Below are 22511 nucleotides of genomic sequence, written 5' to 3' on the forward strand. Positions count from 1 at the left end.
TTCACGGATCATTACGTTTTATTAAAATTAGTTATCTATTATGATACCATGGATATAATCATTTTGGCTAAAATATTTCAAATTTATTAACATATTGACAATTAATGCAAAGAAAGAAGGAGCAACTATATGATTGACGGCCATATTCATTCGCCTTACTGTCCGCACGGGACTTCTGACACCCTTGAATCTTACGTGGAACAAGCAATTAAAAGTGGCTACACATCAATGACTTTTACTGAGCATGCTCCCTTGCCTCCATCTTTTAATGATCCTGTACCGACCAGGGATAGTGGGATGAATCCCCGGCTTCTTGAGGCATATATAAATGATGTAAGTAAAGTGAAGAAAATTTATGAATCTGACATTGAGGTTAAAGTTGGACTAGAGGTTGACTATATTTCTGGTTTTGATGAAGAAACGAAGCATTTCTTAAATCAATACGGACGTTTTCTCGATGACAGCATTCTATCTGTTCATTTTTTACCTATAAAGAATAATTGGTACTGCATTGATTACAGTTCATCTGTGTATAAAGAAGCTATAGCAGCAAGCGGCAATATAAATAACTTATATCAGTTATATTTTGATACATTAGTTCAATCTGTCTCGGCTGACCTTGGAGTCTATAAGCCTGACAGAATTGGTCACATGACACTAATTAAAAAGTTCCAGCAGCTTTATGAACCGCCTGCAGAATGGGAGCAGATGGCCACCTTTTTTCTAGACTGTGCGAAAGAAGGTTCGATGACGCTAGATTATAATGGGGCAGGGATTAACAAAGAACATTGCAAAGAAGCCTATCCACCAACAAACATTGCTAGAAAGGCTTCTGCAAAGGGGATTCCTCTTATATACGGATCAGATGCACACAACAGCTTTGCAATCACACAAGGCTATCATGCACTTGATCCTTCTATTATACGCTAAAGACACGTTTTGCCTTTAACGCTTTACGATCCATCATAAGGGAACTGTACACATCAATAAAATGGGATATCGACGTGTCAGAGTGTAGCGACTCTTGAAATTCGAGTGGCATAACGAAAGGAGCATTTAGCAACCCCTTAAGCTGGACTAAGCACAATTTTTCTCTATATGTGATCTCAAGCTTGTTCGTTTTATTAAATAAAAGCTGTGTGAGCAAATGGTTTTCTTTAGCTAAATAGGTTACCAGCATTTCTCTAGCAAATACTGTATTCAATGTTAATTCTCGATTGACCAGACAAGAAAGTTGATAATGCTCCTGCTTATAATGTAAAATTCTTTTCACTAATGATTCTAAATTTTGTTCCAAATTCGTATTAACTTCTTGTTCAATCATTTCAAGATATGGTTCAAAATAATGAATAGCTAGTGATTCAAACAGCCCTTGCTTGCTTTTAAAATAGTAATGAATCAATGACACGTTTACCTTTGCACGATTGGCAATATCTCGAACGGATGTCCCGCTGAACCCCTGACTGTAAAATAATTGGCATGCGACATCTAACACCTTTTGTCTTGTTGCATTTTGACGGTTCATCATTGGATTCCTCCTTACTTAGAGGAATTCCCTATAAACGATGAATTCCCTCTAAAAATCGTACATCAATTACCGACATGACGGCAGGAATCCTGTCGAACAATATTTTTAAGGAGGCTTTATTATGTTTCAATCCACACAGTATAAAGGAACAAAAGAGGATCAATATCACATGCTTATCAAACAACTCGATGCTCTGCTTGATGGGGAGCCTGACGAAATAGCAAATCTCTCAAATGCATCTGCACTATTAAATCAATTTCTCGATAATGTCAATTGGGTTGGTTTTTATGTATGGAGGGAAAGCGAGCTTGTTTTAGGCCCTTTCCAGGGGCTTCCCGCCTGCGTACGTATTCCTGCTGGTAGAGGCGTCTGCGGAACAGCCGTTTCCGAGGGTACTTCCCAGCGAGTCCATGATGTGAATGCCTTTCCTGGCCACATTGCTTGTGATTCAGCTAGCCAATCGGAAGTCGTCGTTCCCATTTTCAAAGATGACCAAATATATGGGGTCCTTGACATTGACAGTCCTTCGGTCGGTAGGTTTGATGAGAAAGACGAAGAGTACCTAAACTTATTTGTTAAAACCCTTGAGAAGCATATTTGATAATCTTCCTTTGATAAGACAAAAAACGGAATAGAATATAGGAAGAAACGCTCTTTATTTCAGAGGCTACTGAAATTCAATATATGGTCGATGGGGCAATTAAAGTGGCTTCCGATTTTAGATACCCTAGGTTCGAAGCCACTTTAAGTTAACCCAGAGTATGAATCACCCCATGAGCTTCAAGATATAGGCATAAATGAACGGGAAATTTGTAAATACGCATATATGGCTTTAATTCGTGCATAAAACGCGTTAAATACGCAAATACCTCATTAAAACAAATGCCTTGCCAAAAGCAGGGCATTTTTTCAGTGGCCTCTTATTTCAGGAGCGGTTCTTCCATATTTCTCGAATGGGACAGACAGCTAAGTGAGCTGGTCCACTATTTATACCTATCCACGTTTAAGTTAGCTATTTCCATTAAATGAACGTTACAACCTTCACTCATAACAATATTTCCCCTTGACTTATGCCTTTTTAAAAACTATAATAGCCTTTGTGTAAAATAAACGGCAGCCTATGTGAATCCGGCGCCTGATTTCATTTTGTTCCTCGACTGATGAGGTGCATCGCGTAACTCTCTGCTGCTGGAGCGATGGTGCATGAAAACAAAATGTGCAGCGTTATGAGGAACACACACTGTTTTTATTTTATGCAAAATAAAATAAAAAAGGAGGAAATACCAATGGCACGTTATACAGGATCAACCTGGAAAAAATCACGTCGTTATGGCATTTCTTTAAGCGGAACTGGTAAGGAACTAGACAAGCGCCCTTACGCACCTGGACAGCATGGTCCAAATCAACGTAGAAAGCAATCTGAATACGGACTTCAGCTTCAAGAGAAACAGAAGCTTCGTTTCATGTATGGCTTAACTGAGCGTCAATTCCGTCGTTTATTTGAAGAAGGTGGAAACATGAAAGGGATTCACGGTGAGAACTTCATGATTCTTCTTGAATCTCGTTTAGACAACCTTGTTTACCGTCTTGGTCTAGCTCGTACGCGCCCACAAGCTCGTCAGCTAGTTAACCACGGTCATGTGACTGTTGACGGCGGACGCGTAGACATCCCATCTTACCGTGTAGCGCCAGGTCAAGTGATTGGCCTTCGTGAGAAATCACAAAACCTAGATATTGTACAGGAAGCTGTTGAAGTGAACAACTTCGTACCAGAGTATCTTACTTTCGATGCTGACAAGCAAGAAGGTTCTTACTCTCGTTACCCTGAACGTTCTGAACTTCCAGCTGAGATTAATGAAGCTCTAATCGTAGAGTTCTACTCTCGTTAATAGCTCCTTTGAGAAACCACCCTTAACTAGGGTGGTTTTTATTTGGAGAGGTATTGGAAATTACTTCCACCTCAAGTCATCCAAATTTTGGATGACTTGAGGTGGAAGGGAATGGTTATAAGCTAGAGATTCCTCTTCATCCTTAAAAACAAAAAGAGCCTCAGAAAGAGACTCTTTTGTTTTTAAACATATCGAATTAAAAAGTATTTCTTCTTCCCTCTGCGAATGATAGTAAATCGTTCTTCAATGCGATCCGCTTCGCTAATTATATGCTTTAAATCCTGATTTCTCTCTCCATTTATATAGACCGCTCCATTAGTGATATCTTCACGAGCCTGTCGTTTTGATGAAGAAATACCAGCTGTAACTAACAGTTCAATTAATGCTGGTTCTTTTTCTTCAGAATGATAAGCGGGGACATCCTTAAAGCCTTGTTCAATCTCATCTCCTGAAAGAGCCTTAATATCTCCACTAAATAAAGCTTCACTAATTCGTTCAGCTTGTTTTAATGCACCTTCATCATGTACGAGACGAGTCATTTCTTCAGCTAGACGCCGCTGAGCCACTCGTTTTTCCGGCTGTGTTTCCACTTCATTCTCAAGTTCTGCAATGTCTTCGTGGCTTAAGAATGTGAAGTACTTCAAGAATTGAATAACGTCACGGTCATCCGCATTAATCCAAAACTGGTAAAACTCGTACGGTGTAGTTTTCTCGGGATCTAACCAAATTGCTCCACCGGCAGTTTTCCCAAACTTTGAACCGTCTGCTTTTGTAATCAATGGCATTGTTAATCCGTAAGCTTCGACTTCTTTCTCTCCAGCTGCTGATCTGCGGATGTATTCAAGACCAGCGGTAATATTCCCCCACTGATCACTGCCCCCAATTTGCAATGTGCAATTTTCTTTCTCATGTAACTGTTGGAAATCGAGCGCCTGTAAGATCATGTAGCTGAATTCCGTAAAACTTATACCACTTTCAATTCGGGACTCCACAGAATCCTTAGCTAACATGTAGTTTATCCCAAAGTGTTTTCCAGTATCTCGCAGGAAATCAATGATTGTCATTTGTGAAAGCCACTCATGATTGTTTCTAGCAACAGCTGCATTTTCACCCTTATCAAAATTAAGTAGCTTAGCAAGTTGATTACTAAGTTTTTCACTATAGCCAAGCACAACTTCAGCCGAATTTAACTGACGTTCAGTAGATCGTCCGCTTGGATCTCCTATCATTCCCGTACCGCCGCCAACAAGTGCGATCGGACGATGTCCAGCCTCCTGAAATCGTTTCAATAATAATGCTGGTACTAGATGACCGATGTGTAGACTGTCCCCAGTCGGATCAAAACCACAGTACAGTGTCACTTGCTTTTCATTTAAATGCTTTCTTAATCCTTCTTCGTCAGTCATTTGATTAATTAGACCACGCTTTTCTAAGTCTGTTAAGATATCCAATCCTGAACACTCCTCGTTTTTCGAATTTAAAAAAATAAAAAAGACCTCTCCCCTAAAAAAGGGACGAGGTCTTTTCGCGGTACCACCCTTGTTGCACATGACATGCCACTCTCACTGATAACGGTTTAATCAACCGTCTTCTGGACTCGCCAGAAGATTGCTCCCGACCGTAATTCAAAAGTAAATGTATACTGACTCCCAGCAGCCGCCAGCTCTCTAAATATAGGGATTTACTCTTTACTTCAGCCATTCATCACACGAATATTTTAACTGTATTCCATTAATATCATACCCTACGGAAAAAGGCAATGGTAGATTCCTGTTTAGTTATGTCTCTAAAACAGCGAATATGTTATAATGTAGTTTGGAATTTAGGAGGTTTTTTATATATGGGGAACAAAAAAAGATTTGATTTTGCATCTCTTAAGTCTCTTTGGGAAAGAGGAGTAATTCAGAAGAATACACGGATCGGCTATGATGTGACTTGGAATATTATATTATTTTTTATCATTCTTGGTGTAGTAGGACTATTTTTCGCTGGCGGAGTCGGTGCCGGTTATTTTGCGTCACTCGTTAAGGACGAGCCTATGAGAAGTGAGGCTGAAATGCGGGAAAGTATTTACAACTACGAGGAAACATCTGAAATTTACTTTGATGGTGAAAACTTCTTAGGGAATATACAATCGAATCTATACAGAGAAGAAGTGACGCTTGATCAAATGAGTAAACACTTACGGCATGCCGTGATTGCTACAGAAGATGCTTACTTCAACACACACAAGGGCGTCGTACCTAAGGCTGTTATGCGAGCCGTTATGCAAGAGGTAACGAACGCATCCGTTAAAACGGGTGGTAGTACATTAACACAGCAACTTGTAAAAAACCAAATCCTCACAAATGAAGTGTCATTTGAACGTAAAGCAAAGGAAATGTTAATCGCACTAAGAGTAGAACGCTTTTTTGAAAAAGACGAAATTTTAGAAGCATACTTAAATATTGTTCCCTTCGGCCGTAATGCAAATGGCCAAAACATAGCAGGTGTTCAAACAGCAGCTGAGGGTATATTCGGCGTTAGTGCAAAAGAATTATCTATCCCTAAAGCAGCATTTATTGCAGGACTGCCGCAAAGTCCTTTTGCTTATACTCCATTTAAAAACAATGGAGAACCAAAAAGCGATGAAGCCCTTCAACCTGGAATTAACAGAATGAAGGAAGTTCTTAATAGAATGTATGAAGCTGATTACATCACGAAAGACCAGTACGAGAAAGCTCAGCAGTTCAATCTAGCAGAGAATCTAGCAGAGCCTACTAGTTCGTCACTAGAGAAATATCCTTTCTTAACAAATGAAATTCATAGACGTGCAAAGGAGATTATTGTCGAACAATTGGCTAAAGAAAACGGTGACACAATGGAAGACGTGGCGAATGATGAAGCACTAGCGGAAGAGTATAATGTGTTAGCAGAACGCCGTTTAAGTACTGGCGGGTTCAAGATTCATACAACGATAGATCAAGAGATTTTTGATGTTTTAAAAGAAGTGAAGAATAATTACAATAATTACCCAGGCAATAGAACAGTAACAGTTCCTGACCCTGAATCAGGGGAACCCGTTCAAAAGGTGATTCCTGCTCAAGTAGGAAGTACCGTAATTGAAAATTCTACAGGTAAAATTAAGGGCTTTATTGCAGGTCGTGATTTTGAACAATCACAAGTAAATCACGCTACAATTTCGAAACGCTCTAATGGCAGTACAATGAAACCGCTGGCTGTTTATGGCCCGGGAATCGACATGGGGCGTATTCATCCCGGTTCCGTATTTGCAGACGTTCCTTACCAATACAGTGGCACTAACGATAACGTAGGTAACTACGGCGGAGGATATCATGGACTTGTATCGGCACGTTACGCATTAGCGAAGTCTTATAACGTCCCAGCAGTAAAAGGTTATATGCGAATTATTAATGAAAATCCAGCTAAAAACTATTTAGAGAAAATGGGCTTCACGACATTAGGTGAAGATGATTACACTAATGCTTCTTTACCCCTTGGCACAGCCCTTGTGACTAATGAAGAAAATGCCAATGCTTATGCCGCATTTGGTAATATGGGGAATTTTGTCGATGCGTATATGATCGAAAAAATTGAGACACAAGATGGAGAAGTTTTCTATCAACATGAATCAGAAACAACGGAAGTGTTTAGTCCGCAAGCCGCTTATCTTACCATTGATATGATGCGCGATGTGTTGCAATATGGGACAGCAGCAGGCTTAAAAGGACAGCTCACGAACCCCGGTGTAGACTGGGCTGGGAAGACAGGTACATCACAAAACTATAAAGATACCTGGTTTGTTGCTACCAACCCTAACGTCACAGTGAGCATGTGGATGGGGTATGATGAAGAAGCGAGTCTTGAAGGTGTTTCAAATTATAGCGGAAGAAATACAGCACTATGGGCCGATGTAGTTAATGCTGTATCAGAAATCCGACCAGAGCTCATGGTTCCGGATAGTGGCTTCCAGCGTCCAGAAGGAATCGTTTCACGCTCCTACTGTGCTACTTCAGGTTTATTGGCCTCTGATCTCTGCTCATCAGTAGGGCTTGCACAAAGCGACCTTTACATTGCGGAATATGCTCCAACAAAAGCCGATGACAGTTTAATTAGCGGTGAGTTTGTAAGAGTGAAGGATAATTTAGTTACTGCTGGAGCAAATACACCGAATGAATTCATTATTGATGGCGGTGGCGTAACACTAAGCCCTGAATTTATTAAAGAAAACAACTATGGCTCGCAAACAACTTTGAACTACTTGATTCCAAACAGAGGCGCATGGGACAAGGTTGCCCTTCCGTCATCTGGATCGTTATCAACATCATCATCGATCGAAAATGATGGGAGCAACCCCGCAGTTCCTGGGTCAGTTTCAGCAAACTCATCAACTATTTCCTGGTCAGCATCTTCTAGTAACGATGTCGTTGGTTATAGAGTGTTCAAGGCGTCTGAGCCTGGAGGTGCATTTTCATTAATAGGTAATACAACTGAAACTTCCTTTAACTTCTCTGGTGGGGACGGGGTCTACGCCGTACGAGCTGTGGACTACTACGGTCAATCGTCCGGTAATTCATCAACTGTGCAGGTTGGGAAACCTGGTAGAGCTACTCCGGAACCGAAGCCAGAGGGAGACCCTAAACCTGAAGAAGAGTCAGAGCCATCCCCTGATTCCGAAGCAGAAACCCAAACACAACAAGAAGAACCCGCCTCAGAGTCAGGAGCATCAGAAGAATCCGAGGCGGCCCCTGAAGATAGCACGGCTGATAATAGCGAAACTCCGGATAACCCTGAAGGAGATTCCAACACTGAACAGTCAAGTGAAGAAAATCCAGGCGACACAAATAATCAAGATAACTCGAACAATGAGGAAACAGAACCAAATAACAACGAATAGTAATCACCTCACTCCAGCCTTACCCAGGGCTGGAGTTTTCTCATCTTTGAACATTTAAAATAACAAAGATTCATGTATAATGTGAGTAGATACTGAATTTTCACACTAGGTGGTGAAGCAATGGAACACACAAAAACCTATCACTCTGAAACCTTTGATACACAATTTGGTCCTGTCATTATCGAAGGGCCCCTGTCATCCGAACAACTAGCTAAATATACTTTTGATAAAGAATTACATGCGTTCCGTCCTCCAGTGAAACAATTTGAGGCATTACAAAGTATTGCTGACTTTGAGGAGGGGAGAATTATTATCGCAAGACACGAGGAGAATATTATCGGATACGTTACGTATCTTCACCCCGACCCTTTAGAACGTTGGTCTGAAGGCAGTATGGAGGACCTCATTGAACTTGGTGCAATTGAAGTAATTCCCCAATTTCGCGGCTTCCGTGTAGGGTCACGTCTGCTCCAACTTTCAATGTTGGATGAATATATGGAGAACTATATCATTATTTCTAATGAGTACTATTGGCATTGGGACCTTAAAGGTACCCGCCTTTCGATATGGGACTATCGAAAAGTGATGGAAAAAATGATGGCCGCTGGCGGGTTGACCCCCTCTCCAACAGATGACCCGGAAATCATTTCCCATCCTGCAAACTGTTTAATGGTGCGGATTGGGGAGAACGTTCCTGTCTCATCTATAGAACAGTTTGATCATCTACGGTTTCTCACCCGTCATCAATACCGAAAAGCAAGGGGCGAATAACCATGTTAGTTGAAGAAATTATGAATAAAGACGTCATCACACTATCTCCTAATGATGGTATCGAATCGGCATTGAAACTTTTAAATGAGTATCACATTCGTCATATTCCGATAGTGGATCAACAAAACTGTGTAGTTGGAATTGTTTCTGATCGGGACGTTCGGGATGCAAGTCCTTCGATTTTTGATGCTCCTGAACAATCAGCACAGCTTAAAAACCCCATAGAGTCAATTATGACAACACCTGTAACCACCGTCCACCCTTTGGATTTTGTTGAAGAAGTGGCCGGGATCTTTTACGAGCAAGAGATTGCCTGCGTACCTGTTACTAGAAATGACGAACTTATCGGCATTATTACAGAAAAAGATATGCTAGACACCCTGATCCAGCTTACCGGAACGAATGTCCAGAGCTCACAAATTGAAGTGAAAGTCATTAATAAACCTGGCATTCTCCCACAGGTTACCCAAGTTTTCGGGAAGCGTAAAGTGAATATTAGCTCTGTTCTCATCTATCCTTATAAACCAGATTCAAATTATAAGATTATTGTCATACGGATTCAAACTATGAACCCACTTCCTACGATAGAAGATTTAAAAGCAGAGGGATATGAAGTCCTGTGGCCTCATTTACCGGGGATGTCATCATGATTTGTCATTCAAGCTTTGTATTTTCAGATGAGTTTACACGTTATAAGTTTCGAGATGATCACCCTTTTAATCAGCAACGAGTAATTATGACGAAAGATTTGCTTGAAAAAGAACAGGCTCTTACAAGCGACGATATTATCCCTCCTCGTTTGGCTACTGATCAAGAGTTAAAACTCGTGCATAACCCTAAATACATTGAGGCAGTCAAGCGTGGCGGTGAGGGGTTGCTTACAGAGAATGAAGGTCTGGAATTTGGTATTGGGACAGAAGATACCCCCATGTTTACCGGGATGCATGAAGCTTCTTCCTTGCTCGTTGGAAGCACACTCGCTGCTATCGATTCTGTCCTACAGGGAAAGGTAAGACATTCATTGAATTTAGGTGGAGGGCTTCATCATGGATTTGAACGAAAAGCATCTGGATTTTGTATTTATAATGATGGAGCTGTCGGGATTAAATACATTCGCGAGCATACCGACTACAAAGTTTTATATGTGGATACCGATGCTCACCACGGTGACGGTGTGCAATGGGCTTTTTATGATGACCCCAATGTGTGTACCTTTTCCATACATGAAACCGGACGCTATTTATTTCCAGGAACAGGTAATGTGAACGAAAGAGGACTGAAGGAAGGGTATGGCTATTCTTTTAACTTGCCTATCGATGCTTTTACTGAAGATGAATCGTTTTTACATCTATACGAATGCGCTTTCAGGCAAATTGTGGACTACTTTAAACCGGACATTATTATTACCCAAAATGGGGCCGACGCTCACTTTCTGGATCCATTAACACATCTTTGTTCGACAATGAAATTATATGAAAAAATTCCGATGATCGCGCATCAACTTGCCCATGATTACTGTGAGGGGAGATGGGTAGCTCTTGGTGGGGGTGGCTATGATATTTGGCGGGTTGTTCCGAGAGCATGGGCACAAGTTTGGAAGATCATGTCTACGGGGACACCTTTCGAAGGCCCGTTGTCAGCATCTTGGAGAAACTATTGGCAACCCCAGTCACCGGTTACACTTCCGACAGATTGGAATGACCCTAAAGGTTCGTATCAAGATATACCTAGAAAACAAGAGATTACTGAAAAAAATCTTAAAGTATTAGAAAAATCCATGCAGTTTATTTATAATCAAAGAAGGTATAATTCATCTTCATGAAAAAGGAGACCTGGAAAAGGCCTCCTTTTTACTGGGAGTATTTAGGATCTATAATCACAATTTCAACGCGGCGATTTTTACTCCAATTCTTTGGTGAATCATTCGGTGCGATAGGACGAGTATCAGCGTAAGCCACAGCACTGAAACGGCTTTGCCCGAGTCCTTCTATAGTTGAAGTTAAGTATCGAATCACACTGCTTGCTCGTGCCCCTGAGAGTTCCCAATTTGAAGGATATTTAAGGGTGGAAATGGGACGGTTGTCCGTATGCCCCTCCACTTTCACGTAGTTCGGTATATTATTAAGCAATGTACCTACTTTACTAAGAAAGGGTTTGCCGTATTCGAGGATTGCTGCTTCGCCGGTCTCAAATAGCAATTGTTCCTGTAACACAAGTACAACACCATGGTCTTTTCTAGTAGCTGAAATGGTATCCTGAAGCTGATTGGCTTTAAGGTATTGGGTTACCTCTTTAAGAAGTTCATCCAAGTTTGATTCAGCCTCTTCAAGGTCCGCCATATTTTGGGGTTTATCCGCAGGCTCTTCAAACTCATTATTCATTTCACCGTTTTCTTGAATTTTTGCTTGCTCTGTAGGGTATTCGTTTTCTACAGGAGAAGGGTAAAAGTCAAATATCATTCGATTGCGAAACGATTCAGCGATAGCCTCAAACTTGACCATATTGATCTGTGACATCGAAAACAATAGGATAAAAAACACAAGAATAAGCGTGATCATATCCGCATATGTTGTCATCCACTTTGGAGAACCTTTATTCTCTGCCTTTTTCCGTCGTTTAAGCTTCATTTGCCGTACCCTTTAATTCGCTTCCCTCTGAATCTTCAGCCACTTCTCCTACTTTTTTATCTTCTTCTGACAGAAAAGCACTTAATTTTTCTTCAAGAATTCTAGGATTTTGCCCCGATTGGACACCTATAACGCCTTCAATAATCAATTGCTTTATGAAAACTTCCTGCTCTGTTTTATTCGCAAGCTTGCCAGCCATAGGAATAAAAACAAGGTTTGAAAGCAATGTACCATAAAGAGTCGTCAAAAGGGCAACGGCCATTTTCGGGCCCAATGTTTCAGGGCTGCTTAATGTCTGCAGCATAAGAACGAGTCCAATTAATGTGCCGATCATCCCCCAGGCTGGAGCATATTCCCCGGCTTTTTCAATGATCGTTCTTCCCCTTTGATGTCGTTCTTCAACAGCAACAATCTCTGCAGTCATAATGTCGTTAATGACTTCAGGCTCCACCCCATCTACAGCAAGCAGGACTCCCTTTCTTATAAAGGGATCTTCCACTTCTTCAAGTTCTGCTTCAAGTGCAAGCAAACCTTCTCTTCGTGCCCGTTCTGAGAGTCGAACAAATAACTGGATCAGCTCAAGTAAGTTCATATCTCGTTGCTTGAACGATTCTTTTAGGACACGAAAAGTCAGTTTAATTTCTGCTAAGTTAAAGTTAACCATAAGAGCAGCAAAAAGTCCGCCAACGACAATTAAAATAGAAGCGGCATCAGCAAAGGAGGCGATTCCACCCATACCTGCGCTCGACATGATCCCAAACATAACCATGACGATCCCAAGAGTAATACCAATTGGAGTCAACACATCTCGCTTGTTCATTCATCTCTCTCCCCGATTTTCAAATACATTTAGTATTTATATCGGCTTTATTTTGATTGTGTTGAGTTTCTTTCAATAATTCTGTGAGGCAGCGTGACACTTTGTTCTTCCACTTCTTCTTTATTCATAAATTTTGTAAGCAAACGCATAGCTACAGCTCCAATATCATACATTGGTTGTACAACTGTAGACAATGTAGGCCGGACCATTGTCGCAAGGCGTGTATTGTCGAAGCCGAACACTTCTATATCCTCTGGAACCTTCAGACCTTGGTCTTGTGCACCATGGATAACCCCCAAAGCCATTTCATCTGCTGCAACAAACACGGCACTTGGCTTTTCAGTCAATTCCCAAAGCTGCTCAAATGCTTCGATCCCAGAATCATAAGAATAGTCTCCTGTGATAATCAGATCTTCACTAACGGTTTGATTATGGTCGCGTAACGCTCGCTTATATCCTTCTAGTTTCTGATTATTTATTTCTGTGTTTTCTGCACCTGATACATAAGCAATCCGTTCATTATTGTGCGAGAGCAGTAATTGTACCGCTTCATAAGCTGCTTGTTCATAATTAATGTTGACGGCAGGGGTTTCGCCTGTCTCATCAACGGTTGCTGCTAGGGCTATAGGAACGGAGGCATTTTTAAACTCACGCACGTGATCTTCCGTAATCTTCCCTCCCATAAATACAAGGCCGTCCACTTGTTTGCCGAGCATGGCATTAATTAAATGCAACTCCTTGTCTTTATTTTGGTCAGAGTTACTTAGGATAATATTGTAATTATACATTGTTGCGATATCTTCAATTCCTCTAGCTAATTCAGCAAAGAAGATACTTGAAATATCAGGGATAATGACACCTACTGTAGTTGTTTTCTTACTAGCTAGTCCTCGTGCTACGGCATTTGGTCGGTAGCCGAGGCGTTCAATCGCATCGTTCACCTTTTTCCTTGTTGCCGGCTTCACATTTGGATTCCCATTTACTACTCGCGACACCGTTGCCATCGAGACATTAGCTTCTCTTGCTACATCATATATTGTTACATTCATCTTGCTTCCTCCTCCGTCGATTACAACTAAAGCATCTATTCATAAAATTATCATACGATAGTTGATCACCTTCCGCAAACTTCGCGGGAACTATTGATAGTTCTAGGTTACCCTAACTATTATAACGAATAACACGATAACAAAAAATAAGTCAGGCTGAAAATTCAGCCTGACTTATATAAGAGACAGAAAATATTCATAAAATATTACGTTTTGCTTCACACAATGTCATGTCGTTCACCTTTATTGGGTCTCTTCAATCGATTTTGCAAAACGGGATTTTTCCTATATCAGAACTTTTTAAGCTCATTCATGAATGTTTCAAAGGTTGGAATATCCATCTGTTGTGCAGAATCTGACAACGCTACAGCCGGATCTGGATGAACTTCTGCCATAACCCCATCTGCTCCAATGGCAAGAGCTGCCTTAGCTGCAGGTAAAAGAAGATCTCTCCGGCCTGTTGAGTGGGTGACATCAACCATTACAGGCAAGTGAGTTTCCTGTTTCAAAATAGGGACACTAGAAATATCGAGTGTATTTCTAGTTGCCTTCTCATATGTTCTAATTCCACGTTCACATAAGATGATATTGCCGTTTCCTCTGGAAATAATGTATTCCGCAGCATTGATGAATTCTGAAATCGTTGCTGACATGCCACGTTTTAAGAGGACAGGCTTATTCACTGACCCTGCTTCCTTCAACAATTCAAAGTTTTGCATGTTTCTCGCTCCGATTTGAATCACATCAAGGTAGTCGACTGCCTTTTCAATATCGGCCGGGTTAACAATTTCACTTATCACTGCTAAATCATGTTCGTCAGCAGCCTGTTTTAGTATTTGCAGACCTTCTATTCCTAAGCCCTGGAAGTCATAAGGCGAAGTCCTTGGCTTAAATGCACCACCCCGCAAAAGCTTCAAACCTTGCTTCTTAACAGCTTCAGCAACGGTCGCTACTTGCTCGTAGCTTTCTACTGCACATGGTCCAGTAATAAAGTGACGATTTCCGTCCCCAATTTTTTCTCCTTTTATATCAATAATCGTATCTTCAGGTTTTTTCTTACGAGAAACTAATAACGCTTTTCTATGATCATCCTCTTGAAGCTCGAGTCCAGCTTTGAAGATCTCCTTAAACAAATGAATCACTGTTGAATCCTCAAAAGGTCCATCATTATGCTGAGATATTTGATCAAACATGACTCTTTCCCGTACTGGGTCAAATCGATTCATTCCTTGTTTTTCTTTGATTTGGCCAATATCCTTTACCAATTCACCGCGTTTGTTGATTAAATTCAAAAGCTGCAAATTTACCTCTTCCAGTTGACTACGCAACTGGTCCAATTGCTGGTTACTCATGTTTAGTCCCCCTATGATGGTTTAGTGTCTTTTAAAAAGAATAATTCTTTAGATAATTAGGGTTAATTATAGCGAATTTTATGAAAGTTGTCACCCTTAGAAAGGGCTTTCATTAAGAATAAGTCAAAAAGATTTTATTATTAAGTCGAAATAACACTAAATTACAAAGCCAAATAAGTATGAATAAGGCTTTTTGTAACCGCCAAGTAAAAATGAACACCTTCTTCCCGAAAATGCTGAATAAGACTGAACACTATTTCCCAGTAGAGGCGGGCATGATAGTCTACATTGGCTGAGCCAGATTCCTTGGATCATCTGGGTTCATGGCTCCTAATCCTGCCCGCAGAGGCTCATGTAAAGTGACATTGCATTTACGATCTAATTTCCAGTATAGTGTTCATTTCAATTCAGCAAAATTTGTTCAAAGTTATTTGACGGTTACACCTTTGTATTATTGTTCTGCCGCTTGAGATAAGGAAGCATTTGTGATGTTCTGGTGACTTTCATGCCAACCCACAGCTTCTTTATTAAATAGCAACACTTGTGGTGATTCGTGTTTTACAGAAAAGTCTTGAGCAATTGCATTACTTATCTCTCGAGCCTCTTGTACGTGGATCATATAACAAGGGAGCAAAGATTCTCCGCTATATTTTTCAAACTCCTTCTTGGCCGAAGCACTGATTGGACAAGTTAAACTATGCTTGAACAAAAAGAATTTTTCATTATTTTCTACAACTTCGTCAAATTGCTTTTTTGTTTCGATAAATTTAATTTCCATAGATATCTCTCCTTCTTGTAAGATTGAGTTAAATGTGGTTCGATCGAATTCGGAAGTTGCAGTTCGGTTAAAGTCAGTATAAAGAGGATCCGGCTATACCTGCAACACCCTTCGATAAAAAAAGCAGAGGCATAAAGCCCCCGCTTTTGTTTACTTGATATTGGAAGAAGTTGTTGAATCCTGCTGATTTTCTAATTCCTGTGCCGCTTCTTCAATTGCTTCAGCTACTTCTTGTGCAGCCTTTTCTGCTTCTTCGTCTTCGCTATTGCGTGTATTCTTCACTTTGTCCTGTAATGATTTAGTAGAATCCTTCACTTTAGAGCCCAACTCTTGTGATTTTTCAGATACGTTTTTGGAAAGCTGTGTAGAAGATTCAACAGCACGGTCTTTCCACTCGCCACTTTTTTCGTAGGCTACATCTTTCCATTCACCTGCACGTTCTCTCCAGTCACTTGAACTCTCTCCAATATTTGTCCGCAGTTCCCTGCCTGACTTAGGTGCGAATAGTAGGGCAACGACTGCCCCTACGAGTCCTCCAATTAGTGAACCAAGGACAAAATCTCTCCCGTTTGTGTTTGACTTTTCATTTGTTTGATTTTGATTATTCTCTGTACTCATTATTGCTCTCCTCCTGTTTTGTTAAGATCTTCTTTTTTTGTCTTCTTCCAAAGATTAATGGCCACTTGACCCCATTTCATAGCTTGTGCAGCTGCATCAGTATTGTTATTAGCTGATGTCGTCAGTCCTTTTGAAAAAGTTCGTAGGGATTGGTTGAAATCTTGAACAGAATCCCCAATTCCTTTAACGCCATCGACTAATGTATTCAGCTTTTGAGATTTCTCTCCGACATCTTCAGCTAATTTGTTCGTTTTGTTTAATAAAGCCGTTGTTTCTAATGTGATGCCTTCCATTTGCTGCTCAACGCCTTCTAACGTATCGGCTACATTATTCATGGTCCGCCGTACAGCTATCAAGGTTCTAGCAACAAAAATAACTAGAACTGCAAATGCTACCGCTGCAATCAACGCAGCAATATATAACATAATAATCATCGCCCTTACGCACACCCTTTCACATATGTATTCACTACAGTTTAGTAATTACCCAATTTGGGTGAATTATAAACGTATAGCATGCATTTATGGTTATATTCGAGATCTTTTTATCAAAATCCTTTAAAGTTTGACGAATATAACCATTATTTTTCATAAAAGAGGATGTTCAAAAAGTCACCAAATGATAAACGGCGCATTTCTTCGTTACTTGGTTTTTTCCGGTCCTCACGTAGGAAAGGCATACGCTGTGGTTCTCTTTGCACCTCGACCTTCTTGCGACGCACAAGGAACGTGCTAGGGTCGACATTCTCATTCGTCAACTTTTTGAACACACACTAAAAGAAAACTGTGCGGACAATTTTTACAGCCCGCATGCAATAAATAATTATTCATTTCCTTTTTCGTAAGCCTTTTGAAACTTCTGAATATCCCCTGCGCCCATGAATAGTAAGATACCATATTCATACTCAGCTAGTTGATCAGTTTCATCAACGTTAAGAATATGTGCATCAGGGATGAGTTTTTGTAAATGCTCGATTGTCAATTTCCCGCTATTTTCTCGTGCTGATCCAAAAATGTCACACAAAAATACATGATCAGCCAATTTTAAACTATCGGCAAACTCATTAAGGAATGTCTTAGTCCGGGTAAACGTATGCGGCTGAAAGATTGCTACAACAGGTCTATCTGGATATTTTTTTCTGGCAGAATCAATAGTAGCTGTGATCTCAATAGGATGATGGGCATAATCATCTACTAGGATTTGATCCTTCCATTTCTTTTCTGTAAACCTGCGTTTCACCCCTGTGAATGTAGAAAGCTTACTAATTTGCTCTGCTGACAGCCCTTCGTATTGACATATTGCGATGACACTCAAAGCATTTAGAACCGTATGTGTGCCGAATTGCGGGATTGTAAATGTCGCATAAAATGTGTTTCGCACAAACACATCAAACGTTGTGCCTTGCTCGTCTTCCTTAATATTTTGGGCTTGAAAGTCGTTCGAATCGTTCAAGCCATAGTACAATACAGGTACGTTTGCCTGAATGTGTTGAAGATGTTCGTCATCCCCACAAGCGATGATCCCTTTTCTAACTTGCTTTGCCATTTGTTGAAAAGCTTGAAACACATCATCGATACTCGTAAAATAATCCGGATGGTCAAAGTCGATATTCGTCATAATCGCGTAGTCAGGGTCATACTCTAAGAAATGTCTACGGTATTCACATGCTTCAAACGCGAAGTATTGGCTGTCCCCATGACCTTTTCCAGTACCATCACCAATTAAGTACGAGGTCGGATAATTCTCAGAAAGAACGTGTGACAACAGCCCTGTTGTCGATGTTTTCCCATGTGCACCTGTTACAGCAATACTTGTGTATTTCTCAAGCCATTCACCTAAAAACTCATGGTACCAATAGAAAGGTAACCCTAGTTGCTTGGCTGCAATAACCTCTTCATGGTCCTCATTAAAAGCATTTCCTGCTATAATTGTTAATCCTTCTTCTATATTATCTTTAGTAAAAGGGAGAATAGGGATTTTTTTCACTTCAAGAACTTCTTGAGTGAAAAAAGTTTTTTCAACATCTGAGCCTTGAACGGTTTCACCAGAATCATGCAAAATTTGTGCGAGTGCACTCATTCCTGTTCCTTTAATACCAATAAAATGGTAAGTTGTCATAAACAAGAACCTCCAAAATAAAGTAAATCACTATTGTATAGTGTATGTAATTAATAGTAGCTTGCGAACCTTTTGCTCGTTCATACTCTCCATGTCAAAAACGGACACGGCAAAAAGCATTCATTTATTTTACCACGTCTCCACATAGAGAAAAAGTATCTAACCTTATAAAGCTTACCCCCATTTGAGAATCATACAAATGAAAGAGCAAGCTTCGTTTTATCTCGATCATACATGATTATAAGGAAACCTTATTGATTACCGATAAAGTTAACATGTTCAAGACGCGGATTGGGATTATAGCGTCTGCCATCTTTTGCCTCAGGTTTACCATTGATTAAGACATTATCCCCTGTGAAGCCAATACCTATCTTTAGCAGACTCCCTCCAACACCGTACATATCCACAGGTACGCTAAGTTCTTCAAATGCTCTAATTCTGTCTTCAGAAAAACCACCAGTGACAACAATTTTTACATGATCGTAGCCCTCATTGTCAAGAGCTTTCCGAAGAGCGAATACAAGCTCAGGGTTTACTCCGCGTGGGTCAAAGGTGCCCATTAAATGTTGGTTTCTTAAAAAGTATTTATCCACCAAATTCCTGGAAGTATCAAGACGTACACTTATTAGATCCTCTCCAAATTCACGCGCTACTTTTAGTGAATCGGTTATGACATCATTATTATAATCAACAAGAGCCATTAATTTATCATTAGGAAATTGACTTTGATAAGCCTTAGACGCTGCAACAACATCGCCCTTAAACATTTGGATCAAGGCATGTGGCATCGTACCCATCCCCTCTTTCCCCCACCACTCATTCATTGCATGAGTGGCTTGGGCTGTGGAGCCGCCAATGAACGCTGAATATCCATCACCCGCCTGTTGCGTGAAATGGTCATCACGATCTCCCATGAATATAATCGGCTTTTGCTTGCCAGACGTTCGTGCTGCATTTACAACGTTATATACATTTGTTGCAACAGATGTTCTTCTGGCCAGGATACCATCAATAATCCCTTCTAAGAAACCAAAGTATTGATAAGGTCCTGTGATTGTCAAGACCGTCTCATATGGACCTATCTTGTCACCATCCTTTAATGAATGTATAGCCAGTTTTTCGGGGTGATCAGAAAATGTGTGAATGAGGGCAATCGCCTCATCTGTTCCACATAGGACAGCGTTATGTTCCTTTTGAAAAAACTGCATCGTTACAATGTTATCAGCTAAATGCTGCTCAATAATCTCTTTCGTTTTTAAAAAGTAGACAGCTGAGAACCAGCCCTCAGCTACACGCTCATCAAATTTAAATGTTTTATTAGTCAAACGAGAAATTTCACCATTTAATTTGCTCTCAATTTCCTTCATCACTTTACTCCTTAAACAATTAGGATCAAATTATCTATATGAGGATGTTCAAAAGTCACCAAATAATAAACGGCGAATTTCTTCGTTGCTCGGTTTTTCCGGTTCTCACGTAGGAAAGGCATACACTACGGTCCTCAAAACTTTCGCGCCTCGAACTTCTTGCGACGCACTGGACGTGCTAGGGTCGACGTTTTCATTCGTCACTTTTTGAACACACACTATATATACTTTGTTTATGATATAGAAAGGTCGTATTTTTAACAAGAGTTAAATCTATTTATCAAACAATACTAGGCCATTGTGCTCATAAGATCTGCTACTTGCTGCTTATTTAATAAAATATCTCTAGGTTTACTGCCCTTTTGCTCAGAAATAATTCCGTAATCCTCCATCTGGTCAATTAAACGTGCGGCACGATTATAGCCGACTTTAAACCTTCGCTGCAGCAGTGATGCACTCGCACCATTATGGTCGATAACAAATTGTACAGCTTCCTCAAATAATATATCTGTTTCCTCTTCACTTGAAAGCTGTTTAATCAACTCTTCTTGTTCAAACAGATAGTTAGGCGGGGCAATTTTTTTCACATGACCTGTAATGCGTTCAATTTCATCATCAGAAACAAAGGCACCCTGGATGCGTACCGATTGACCGGATCCATTTTCAATGAATAGCATGTCACCTCTTCCAAGCAACTTCTCCGCACCCCCTGAATCGATGATCGTTCTTGAATCAACCTGGGATGAAACACTAAACGCAATACGTGTAGGAATATTTGCTTTAATTAGCCCGGTAATAACATCGACTGATGGCCGTTGTGTAGCTAAAAGTAAATGGATCCCACATGCTCTTGCCTTTTGAGCAATCCGGCAAATGGAATCTTCCACATCTTGGGGGGAAACCATCATCAAGTCAGCAAGTTCGTCTATAACGATCACGAGATAAGGTAGTTTGTCAGATCTTCTTCCTTGCTTCAACACCTTTTCATTGTAGCGTTCAACATCTCTTACGCCTTCATCTACAAATTTTTGGTAACGTTCCTCCATTTCTTTCACAGCCCATTTCAGTGCAGTTGTAGCTGCCTTGACATCTGTGATCACAGGAGAAACAAGATGGGGCAAACTATTATATGGAGCCAGTTCAACCATTTTTGGATCAATTAAAAGGAACTTCACATCATCATGGTGGGCCTTATATAAAAGACTAATTAATATGGTATTGATACACACACTTTTTCCTGAACCGGTTGCTCCTGCTATCAATCCGTGTGGCATCTTCTTCAAATTAGTTACCACTGCATCTCCACCAATATCTAACCCAAGAGCAACAGACAATGGAGAGGAGTCATTTTTAAAGTCATCTGACTCAAAAATCTTTTGTAGTCCGACCATTTCTGCCTGCTGATTAGGTACTTCTATACCTACAGCCTGTTTTCCAGGTATAGGTGCCTCGATTCGGATATCACGTGCTGCCATGCTAAGCTTAATATCATCAGAAAGATTGGTAATTTTACTTACCTTCACCCCTGGCTCTGGCTGCACTTCAAATCTTGTTACAGCAGGCCCCTTCATAGCATGGACCACCTTTGCCTTTACATGGAATTGACGTAATGTCGTTTCAAGCCGTTCCATCTGTTGTTCAATCCATGCTTGATCATTTGTCGATTGCTCAACTGGGTCGTTTAACAAGTAAAGTGGCGTAGAATATTCCTTACGTACAGATTCTTCCGTGTTATTTAACTCTGCCATACTCGTCACTTCAGGTGTTTTTTTTTGTTGCTGATCATTATTCTCTTTTTGAGGTGTTTTTTTTTGCTGATCTCTAGTTCGTTTATCTCTAGGCGTCATCACTACGTTGAATGGTACACGTGATCTTTGTGTTGATGAACGGGGAGGAGATTTCGCCGCCTCAGGTTTAGAAATTGGACGGGTGTCCTCAGTTTCTTTACCTTCTGCACCATCCTTATTTCCTTTTGAAATGGGGGCAGCTTCTGTCTTCTTAGGCTTTTCAATCGCTTGGACATCCTCTTCTGCTGATGCTAATTCCTGCATATGTTCGTCTTGTTTTGGTTCTTGCTGCTGTGTGTTTTCAGTCGACTGTTGTTCTGCAGACAACCGGCGTCTTTCTCGTTCTTTACCCGAATCAATTTTTCCTCGCATACGTTTACGAATCTTCTCCCATTGTGCATCATCAATCCGAGATTGTTCGATATTAAGGGGTAGAGGAGCATCATTGGTATTCTGCTCTTTATACTCTGAATCTTCCTCCTTAACTATGGGTTCTGTCTTCGGATTATAGCCATAAACTGGGGACGGAACATCACTCGGTGTAAATGGCGTCGAAGAGGTTGTTGGCAGTTTCGGTTTAGGTAAAGAAGATGGTTTTTTTACCTCTTTATCCTGAGAGAAAGTTCGTTCCTTGTGTTTGTCCTGATCCTTCTTCTTTGATCTCGTATTATAAACAGGTTTTTCATTCTCATTTTCCTTTGAAGTGTCTGGAATAACAGGAAAACGAAAATTCCCCGCTTTAGGATACTTATACGTCATTTTAGTATTAGCGTTTGATTCATAACGATTAGCCTTCTCACCATTTGATTTAGGGCGCGGTTTTACTTCTTCCTCGGAATCAAATAAACTCTTAAATTTATTTTTAAATTCATTCCACATAATTCTCACACTCTCTCTATGTAAATATGGT

Annotated in this window: 19 protein-coding genes and 1 other annotated feature; of the genes, 7 read left to right on the forward strand and 12 right to left on the reverse strand. The window is 40.5% G+C overall.

Annotation, left to right across the window (positions count from 1 at the left end):
* Positions 1–129: 129 nt before the first annotated feature.
* A complete protein-coding gene (gene hisJ, locus MUO14_RS04030) occupies positions 130–930 on the forward strand; it encodes a histidinol-phosphatase HisJ (protein WP_244753752.1) in 801 nt (266 codons plus the stop codon).
* On the opposite strand, the gene refZ is transcribed toward hisJ, so the two are convergent.
* A complete protein-coding gene (refZ, locus tag MUO14_RS04035) occupies positions 920–1528 on the reverse strand; it encodes a forespore capture DNA-binding protein RefZ (protein WP_244753753.1) in 609 nt (202 codons plus the stop codon). The genes hisJ and refZ overlap by 11 nt on opposite strands.
* A gap of 121 nt (positions 1529–1649) precedes the next feature.
* On the opposite strand from refZ, the gene MUO14_RS04040 reads away from it, so the two are divergent.
* Both MUO14_RS04040 and rpsD read left to right on the forward strand, forming a co-directional pair.
* The gene (locus MUO14_RS04040) at positions 1650–2129 is read left to right on the forward strand and encodes a GAF domain-containing protein (protein ID WP_244753754.1); all 480 of its coding nucleotides are present in this window, start codon (positions 1650–1652) and stop codon (positions 2127–2129) included.
* A gap of 685 nt (positions 2130–2814) precedes the next feature.
* On the forward strand, positions 2815–3417 hold the full coding sequence (gene rpsD, locus MUO14_RS04045; protein WP_244753756.1) for a 30S ribosomal protein S4: 603 nt from the start codon (positions 2815–2817) through the stop codon (positions 3415–3417).
* Positions 3418–3599: 182 nt separating this feature from the next.
* On the opposite strand, the gene tyrS is transcribed toward rpsD, so the two are convergent.
* On the reverse strand, positions 3600–4868 hold the full coding sequence (gene tyrS / locus MUO14_RS04050; RefSeq protein WP_244753757.1) for a tyrosine--tRNA ligase: 1269 nt from the start codon (positions 4866–4868) through the stop codon (positions 3600–3602).
* 56 nt (positions 4869–4924) lie between these two features.
* Positions 4925–5131: a binding site (T-box leader), on the reverse strand.
* A 126-nt stretch (positions 5132–5257) separates the two neighbouring features.
* Between tyrS and MUO14_RS04055 the strand changes: the two genes are divergently transcribed.
* The 4 genes from MUO14_RS04055 to MUO14_RS04070 all read left to right on the forward strand — a co-directional run bounded on the left by MUO14_RS04055 (position 5258) and on the right by MUO14_RS04070 (position 10907).
* Positions 5258–8314 carry a transglycosylase domain-containing protein gene (locus MUO14_RS04055; protein ID WP_244753761.1) on the forward strand — a complete coding sequence of 1019 codons (3057 nt, stop codon included), beginning with the start codon at positions 5258–5260 and terminating at the stop codon, positions 8312–8314.
* 120 nt (positions 8315–8434) lie between these two features.
* Positions 8435–9085, forward strand: a complete 651-nt coding sequence (locus MUO14_RS04060) for a GNAT family N-acetyltransferase (RefSeq protein WP_244753762.1) — start codon at positions 8435–8437, stop codon at positions 9083–9085.
* 2 nt (positions 9086–9087) lie between these two features.
* Positions 9088–9735 (forward strand): acetoin utilization AcuB family protein, encoded by a 648-nt coding sequence (locus tag MUO14_RS04065; protein WP_244753763.1) that lies wholly within the window; start codon positions 9088–9090, stop codon positions 9733–9735.
* Complete coding sequence (locus tag MUO14_RS04070) at positions 9732–10907, forward strand: acetoin utilization protein AcuC (protein ID WP_244753764.1); 1176 nt, start codon at positions 9732–9734, stop codon at positions 10905–10907. The genes MUO14_RS04065 and MUO14_RS04070 overlap by 4 nt, the downstream gene beginning before the upstream one ends.
* Before the next feature lie 28 nt (positions 10908–10935).
* Here the strand turns inward: MUO14_RS04070 and motS are convergent, their stop codons facing one another.
* The 10 genes from motS to MUO14_RS04120 form a co-directional block, all read right to left on the reverse strand.
* Positions 10936–11712 carry a flagellar motor protein MotS gene (gene motS / locus MUO14_RS04075; protein WP_244753766.1) on the reverse strand — a complete coding sequence of 259 codons (777 nt, stop codon included), beginning with the start codon at positions 11710–11712 and terminating at the stop codon, positions 10936–10938.
* Complete coding sequence (gene motP / locus MUO14_RS04080; RefSeq protein WP_244753767.1) at positions 11702–12532, reverse strand: flagellar motor protein MotP; 831 nt, start codon at positions 12530–12532, stop codon at positions 11702–11704. The genes motS and motP overlap by 11 nt, the downstream gene beginning before the upstream one ends.
* A 47-nt stretch (positions 12533–12579) precedes the next feature.
* Positions 12580–13581, reverse strand: a complete 1002-nt coding sequence (gene ccpA, locus MUO14_RS04085; protein WP_244753774.1) for a catabolite control protein A — start codon at positions 13579–13581, stop codon at positions 12580–12582.
* A gap of 290 nt (positions 13582–13871) precedes the next feature.
* Positions 13872–14933 carry a bifunctional 3-deoxy-7-phosphoheptulonate synthase/chorismate mutase gene (locus tag MUO14_RS04090; protein WP_244753779.1) on the reverse strand — a complete coding sequence of 354 codons (1062 nt, stop codon included), beginning with the start codon at positions 14931–14933 and terminating at the stop codon, positions 13872–13874.
* 451 nt (positions 14934–15384) lie between these two features.
* Positions 15385–15711: a bacillithiol system redox-active protein YtxJ gene (ytxJ, locus tag MUO14_RS04095; protein WP_244753783.1), complete on the reverse strand. Its 327-nt coding sequence runs from the start codon at positions 15709–15711 to the stop codon at positions 15385–15387.
* Positions 15712–15861: 150 nt separating this feature from the next.
* Positions 15862–16329 (reverse strand): YtxH domain-containing protein, encoded by a 468-nt coding sequence (locus tag MUO14_RS04100; protein WP_244753785.1) that lies wholly within the window; start codon positions 16327–16329, stop codon positions 15862–15864.
* Complete coding sequence (locus MUO14_RS04105; RefSeq protein ID WP_244753786.1) at positions 16329–16763, reverse strand: DUF948 domain-containing protein; 435 nt, start codon at positions 16761–16763, stop codon at positions 16329–16331. Before MUO14_RS04105 ends, MUO14_RS04100 begins: the two co-directional genes overlap by 1 nt.
* 388 nt (positions 16764–17151) lie before the next feature.
* Positions 17152–18447: a UDP-N-acetylmuramate--L-alanine ligase gene (murC, locus tag MUO14_RS04110; RefSeq protein WP_244753788.1), complete on the reverse strand. Its 1296-nt coding sequence runs from the start codon at positions 18445–18447 to the stop codon at positions 17152–17154.
* 251 nt (positions 18448–18698) lie between these two features.
* Entirely contained in the window at positions 18699–19814 is a 1116-nt protein-coding gene (locus MUO14_RS04115) for a nicotinate phosphoribosyltransferase (protein WP_244753789.1), read from the reverse strand.
* A gap of 290 nt (positions 19815–20104) precedes the next feature.
* Positions 20105–22480 (reverse strand): DNA translocase FtsK, encoded by a 2376-nt coding sequence (locus MUO14_RS04120; protein WP_244753791.1) that lies wholly within the window; start codon positions 22478–22480, stop codon positions 20105–20107.
* Positions 22481–22511: the final 31 nt, after the last annotated feature.

It is taken from the genome of Halobacillus shinanisalinarum, from assembly GCF_022919835.1.
Classification (GTDB): Bacteria; Bacillota; Bacilli; order Bacillales; family Halobacillaceae; genus Halobacillus_A; species Halobacillus_A shinanisalinarum.

Bases quoted from the DNA above. Each gene is read 5' to 3' on its own strand.
- MUO14_RS04115 (WP_244753789.1), bottom strand. From the start codon at position 19,814: ATGAAGGAAATTGAGAGCAAATTAAATGGTGAAATTTCTCGTTTGACT.
- MUO14_RS04120 (WP_244753791.1), bottom strand. From the start codon at position 22,480: ATGTGGAATGAATTTAAAAATAAATTTAAGAGTTTATTTGATTCCGAG.
- murC (WP_244753788.1), bottom strand. From the start codon at position 18,447: ATGACAACTTACCATTTTATTGGTATTAAAGGAACAGGAATGAGTGCA.
- hisJ (WP_244753752.1), top strand. From the start codon at position 130: ATGATTGACGGCCATATTCATTCGCCTTACTGTCCGCACGGGACTTCT.
- MUO14_RS04100 (WP_244753785.1), bottom strand. From the start codon at position 16,329: ATGAGTACAGAGAATAATCAAAATCAAACAAATGAAAAGTCAAACACA.
- ccpA (WP_244753774.1), bottom strand. From the start codon at position 13,581: ATGAATGTAACAATATATGATGTAGCAAGAGAAGCTAATGTCTCGATG.
- MUO14_RS04060 (WP_244753762.1), top strand. From the start codon at position 8,435: ATGGAACACACAAAAACCTATCACTCTGAAACCTTTGATACACAATTT.
- MUO14_RS04070 (WP_244753764.1), top strand. From the start codon at position 9,732: ATGATTTGTCATTCAAGCTTTGTATTTTCAGATGAGTTTACACGTTAT.
- MUO14_RS04055 (WP_244753761.1), top strand. From the start codon at position 5,258: ATGGGGAACAAAAAAAGATTTGATTTTGCATCTCTTAAGTCTCTTTGG.
- MUO14_RS04105 (WP_244753786.1), bottom strand. From the start codon at position 16,763: ATGATTATTATGTTATATATTGCTGCGTTGATTGCAGCGGTAGCATTT.
- motP (WP_244753767.1), bottom strand. From the start codon at position 12,532: ATGAACAAGCGAGATGTGTTGACTCCAATTGGTATTACTCTTGGGATC.
- ytxJ (WP_244753783.1), bottom strand. From the start codon at position 15,711: ATGGAAATTAAATTTATCGAAACAAAAAAGCAATTTGACGAAGTTGTA.
- MUO14_RS04090 (WP_244753779.1), bottom strand. From the start codon at position 14,933: ATGAGTAACCAGCAATTGGACCAGTTGCGTAGTCAACTGGAAGAGGTA.
- rpsD (WP_244753756.1), top strand. From the start codon at position 2,815: ATGGCACGTTATACAGGATCAACCTGGAAAAAATCACGTCGTTATGGC.
- MUO14_RS04040 (WP_244753754.1), top strand. From the start codon at position 1,650: ATGTTTCAATCCACACAGTATAAAGGAACAAAAGAGGATCAATATCAC.
- MUO14_RS04065 (WP_244753763.1), top strand. From the start codon at position 9,088: ATGTTAGTTGAAGAAATTATGAATAAAGACGTCATCACACTATCTCCT.
- motS (WP_244753766.1), bottom strand. From the start codon at position 11,712: ATGAAGCTTAAACGACGGAAAAAGGCAGAGAATAAAGGTTCTCCAAAG.
- refZ (WP_244753753.1), bottom strand. From the start codon at position 1,528: ATGATGAACCGTCAAAATGCAACAAGACAAAAGGTGTTAGATGTCGCA.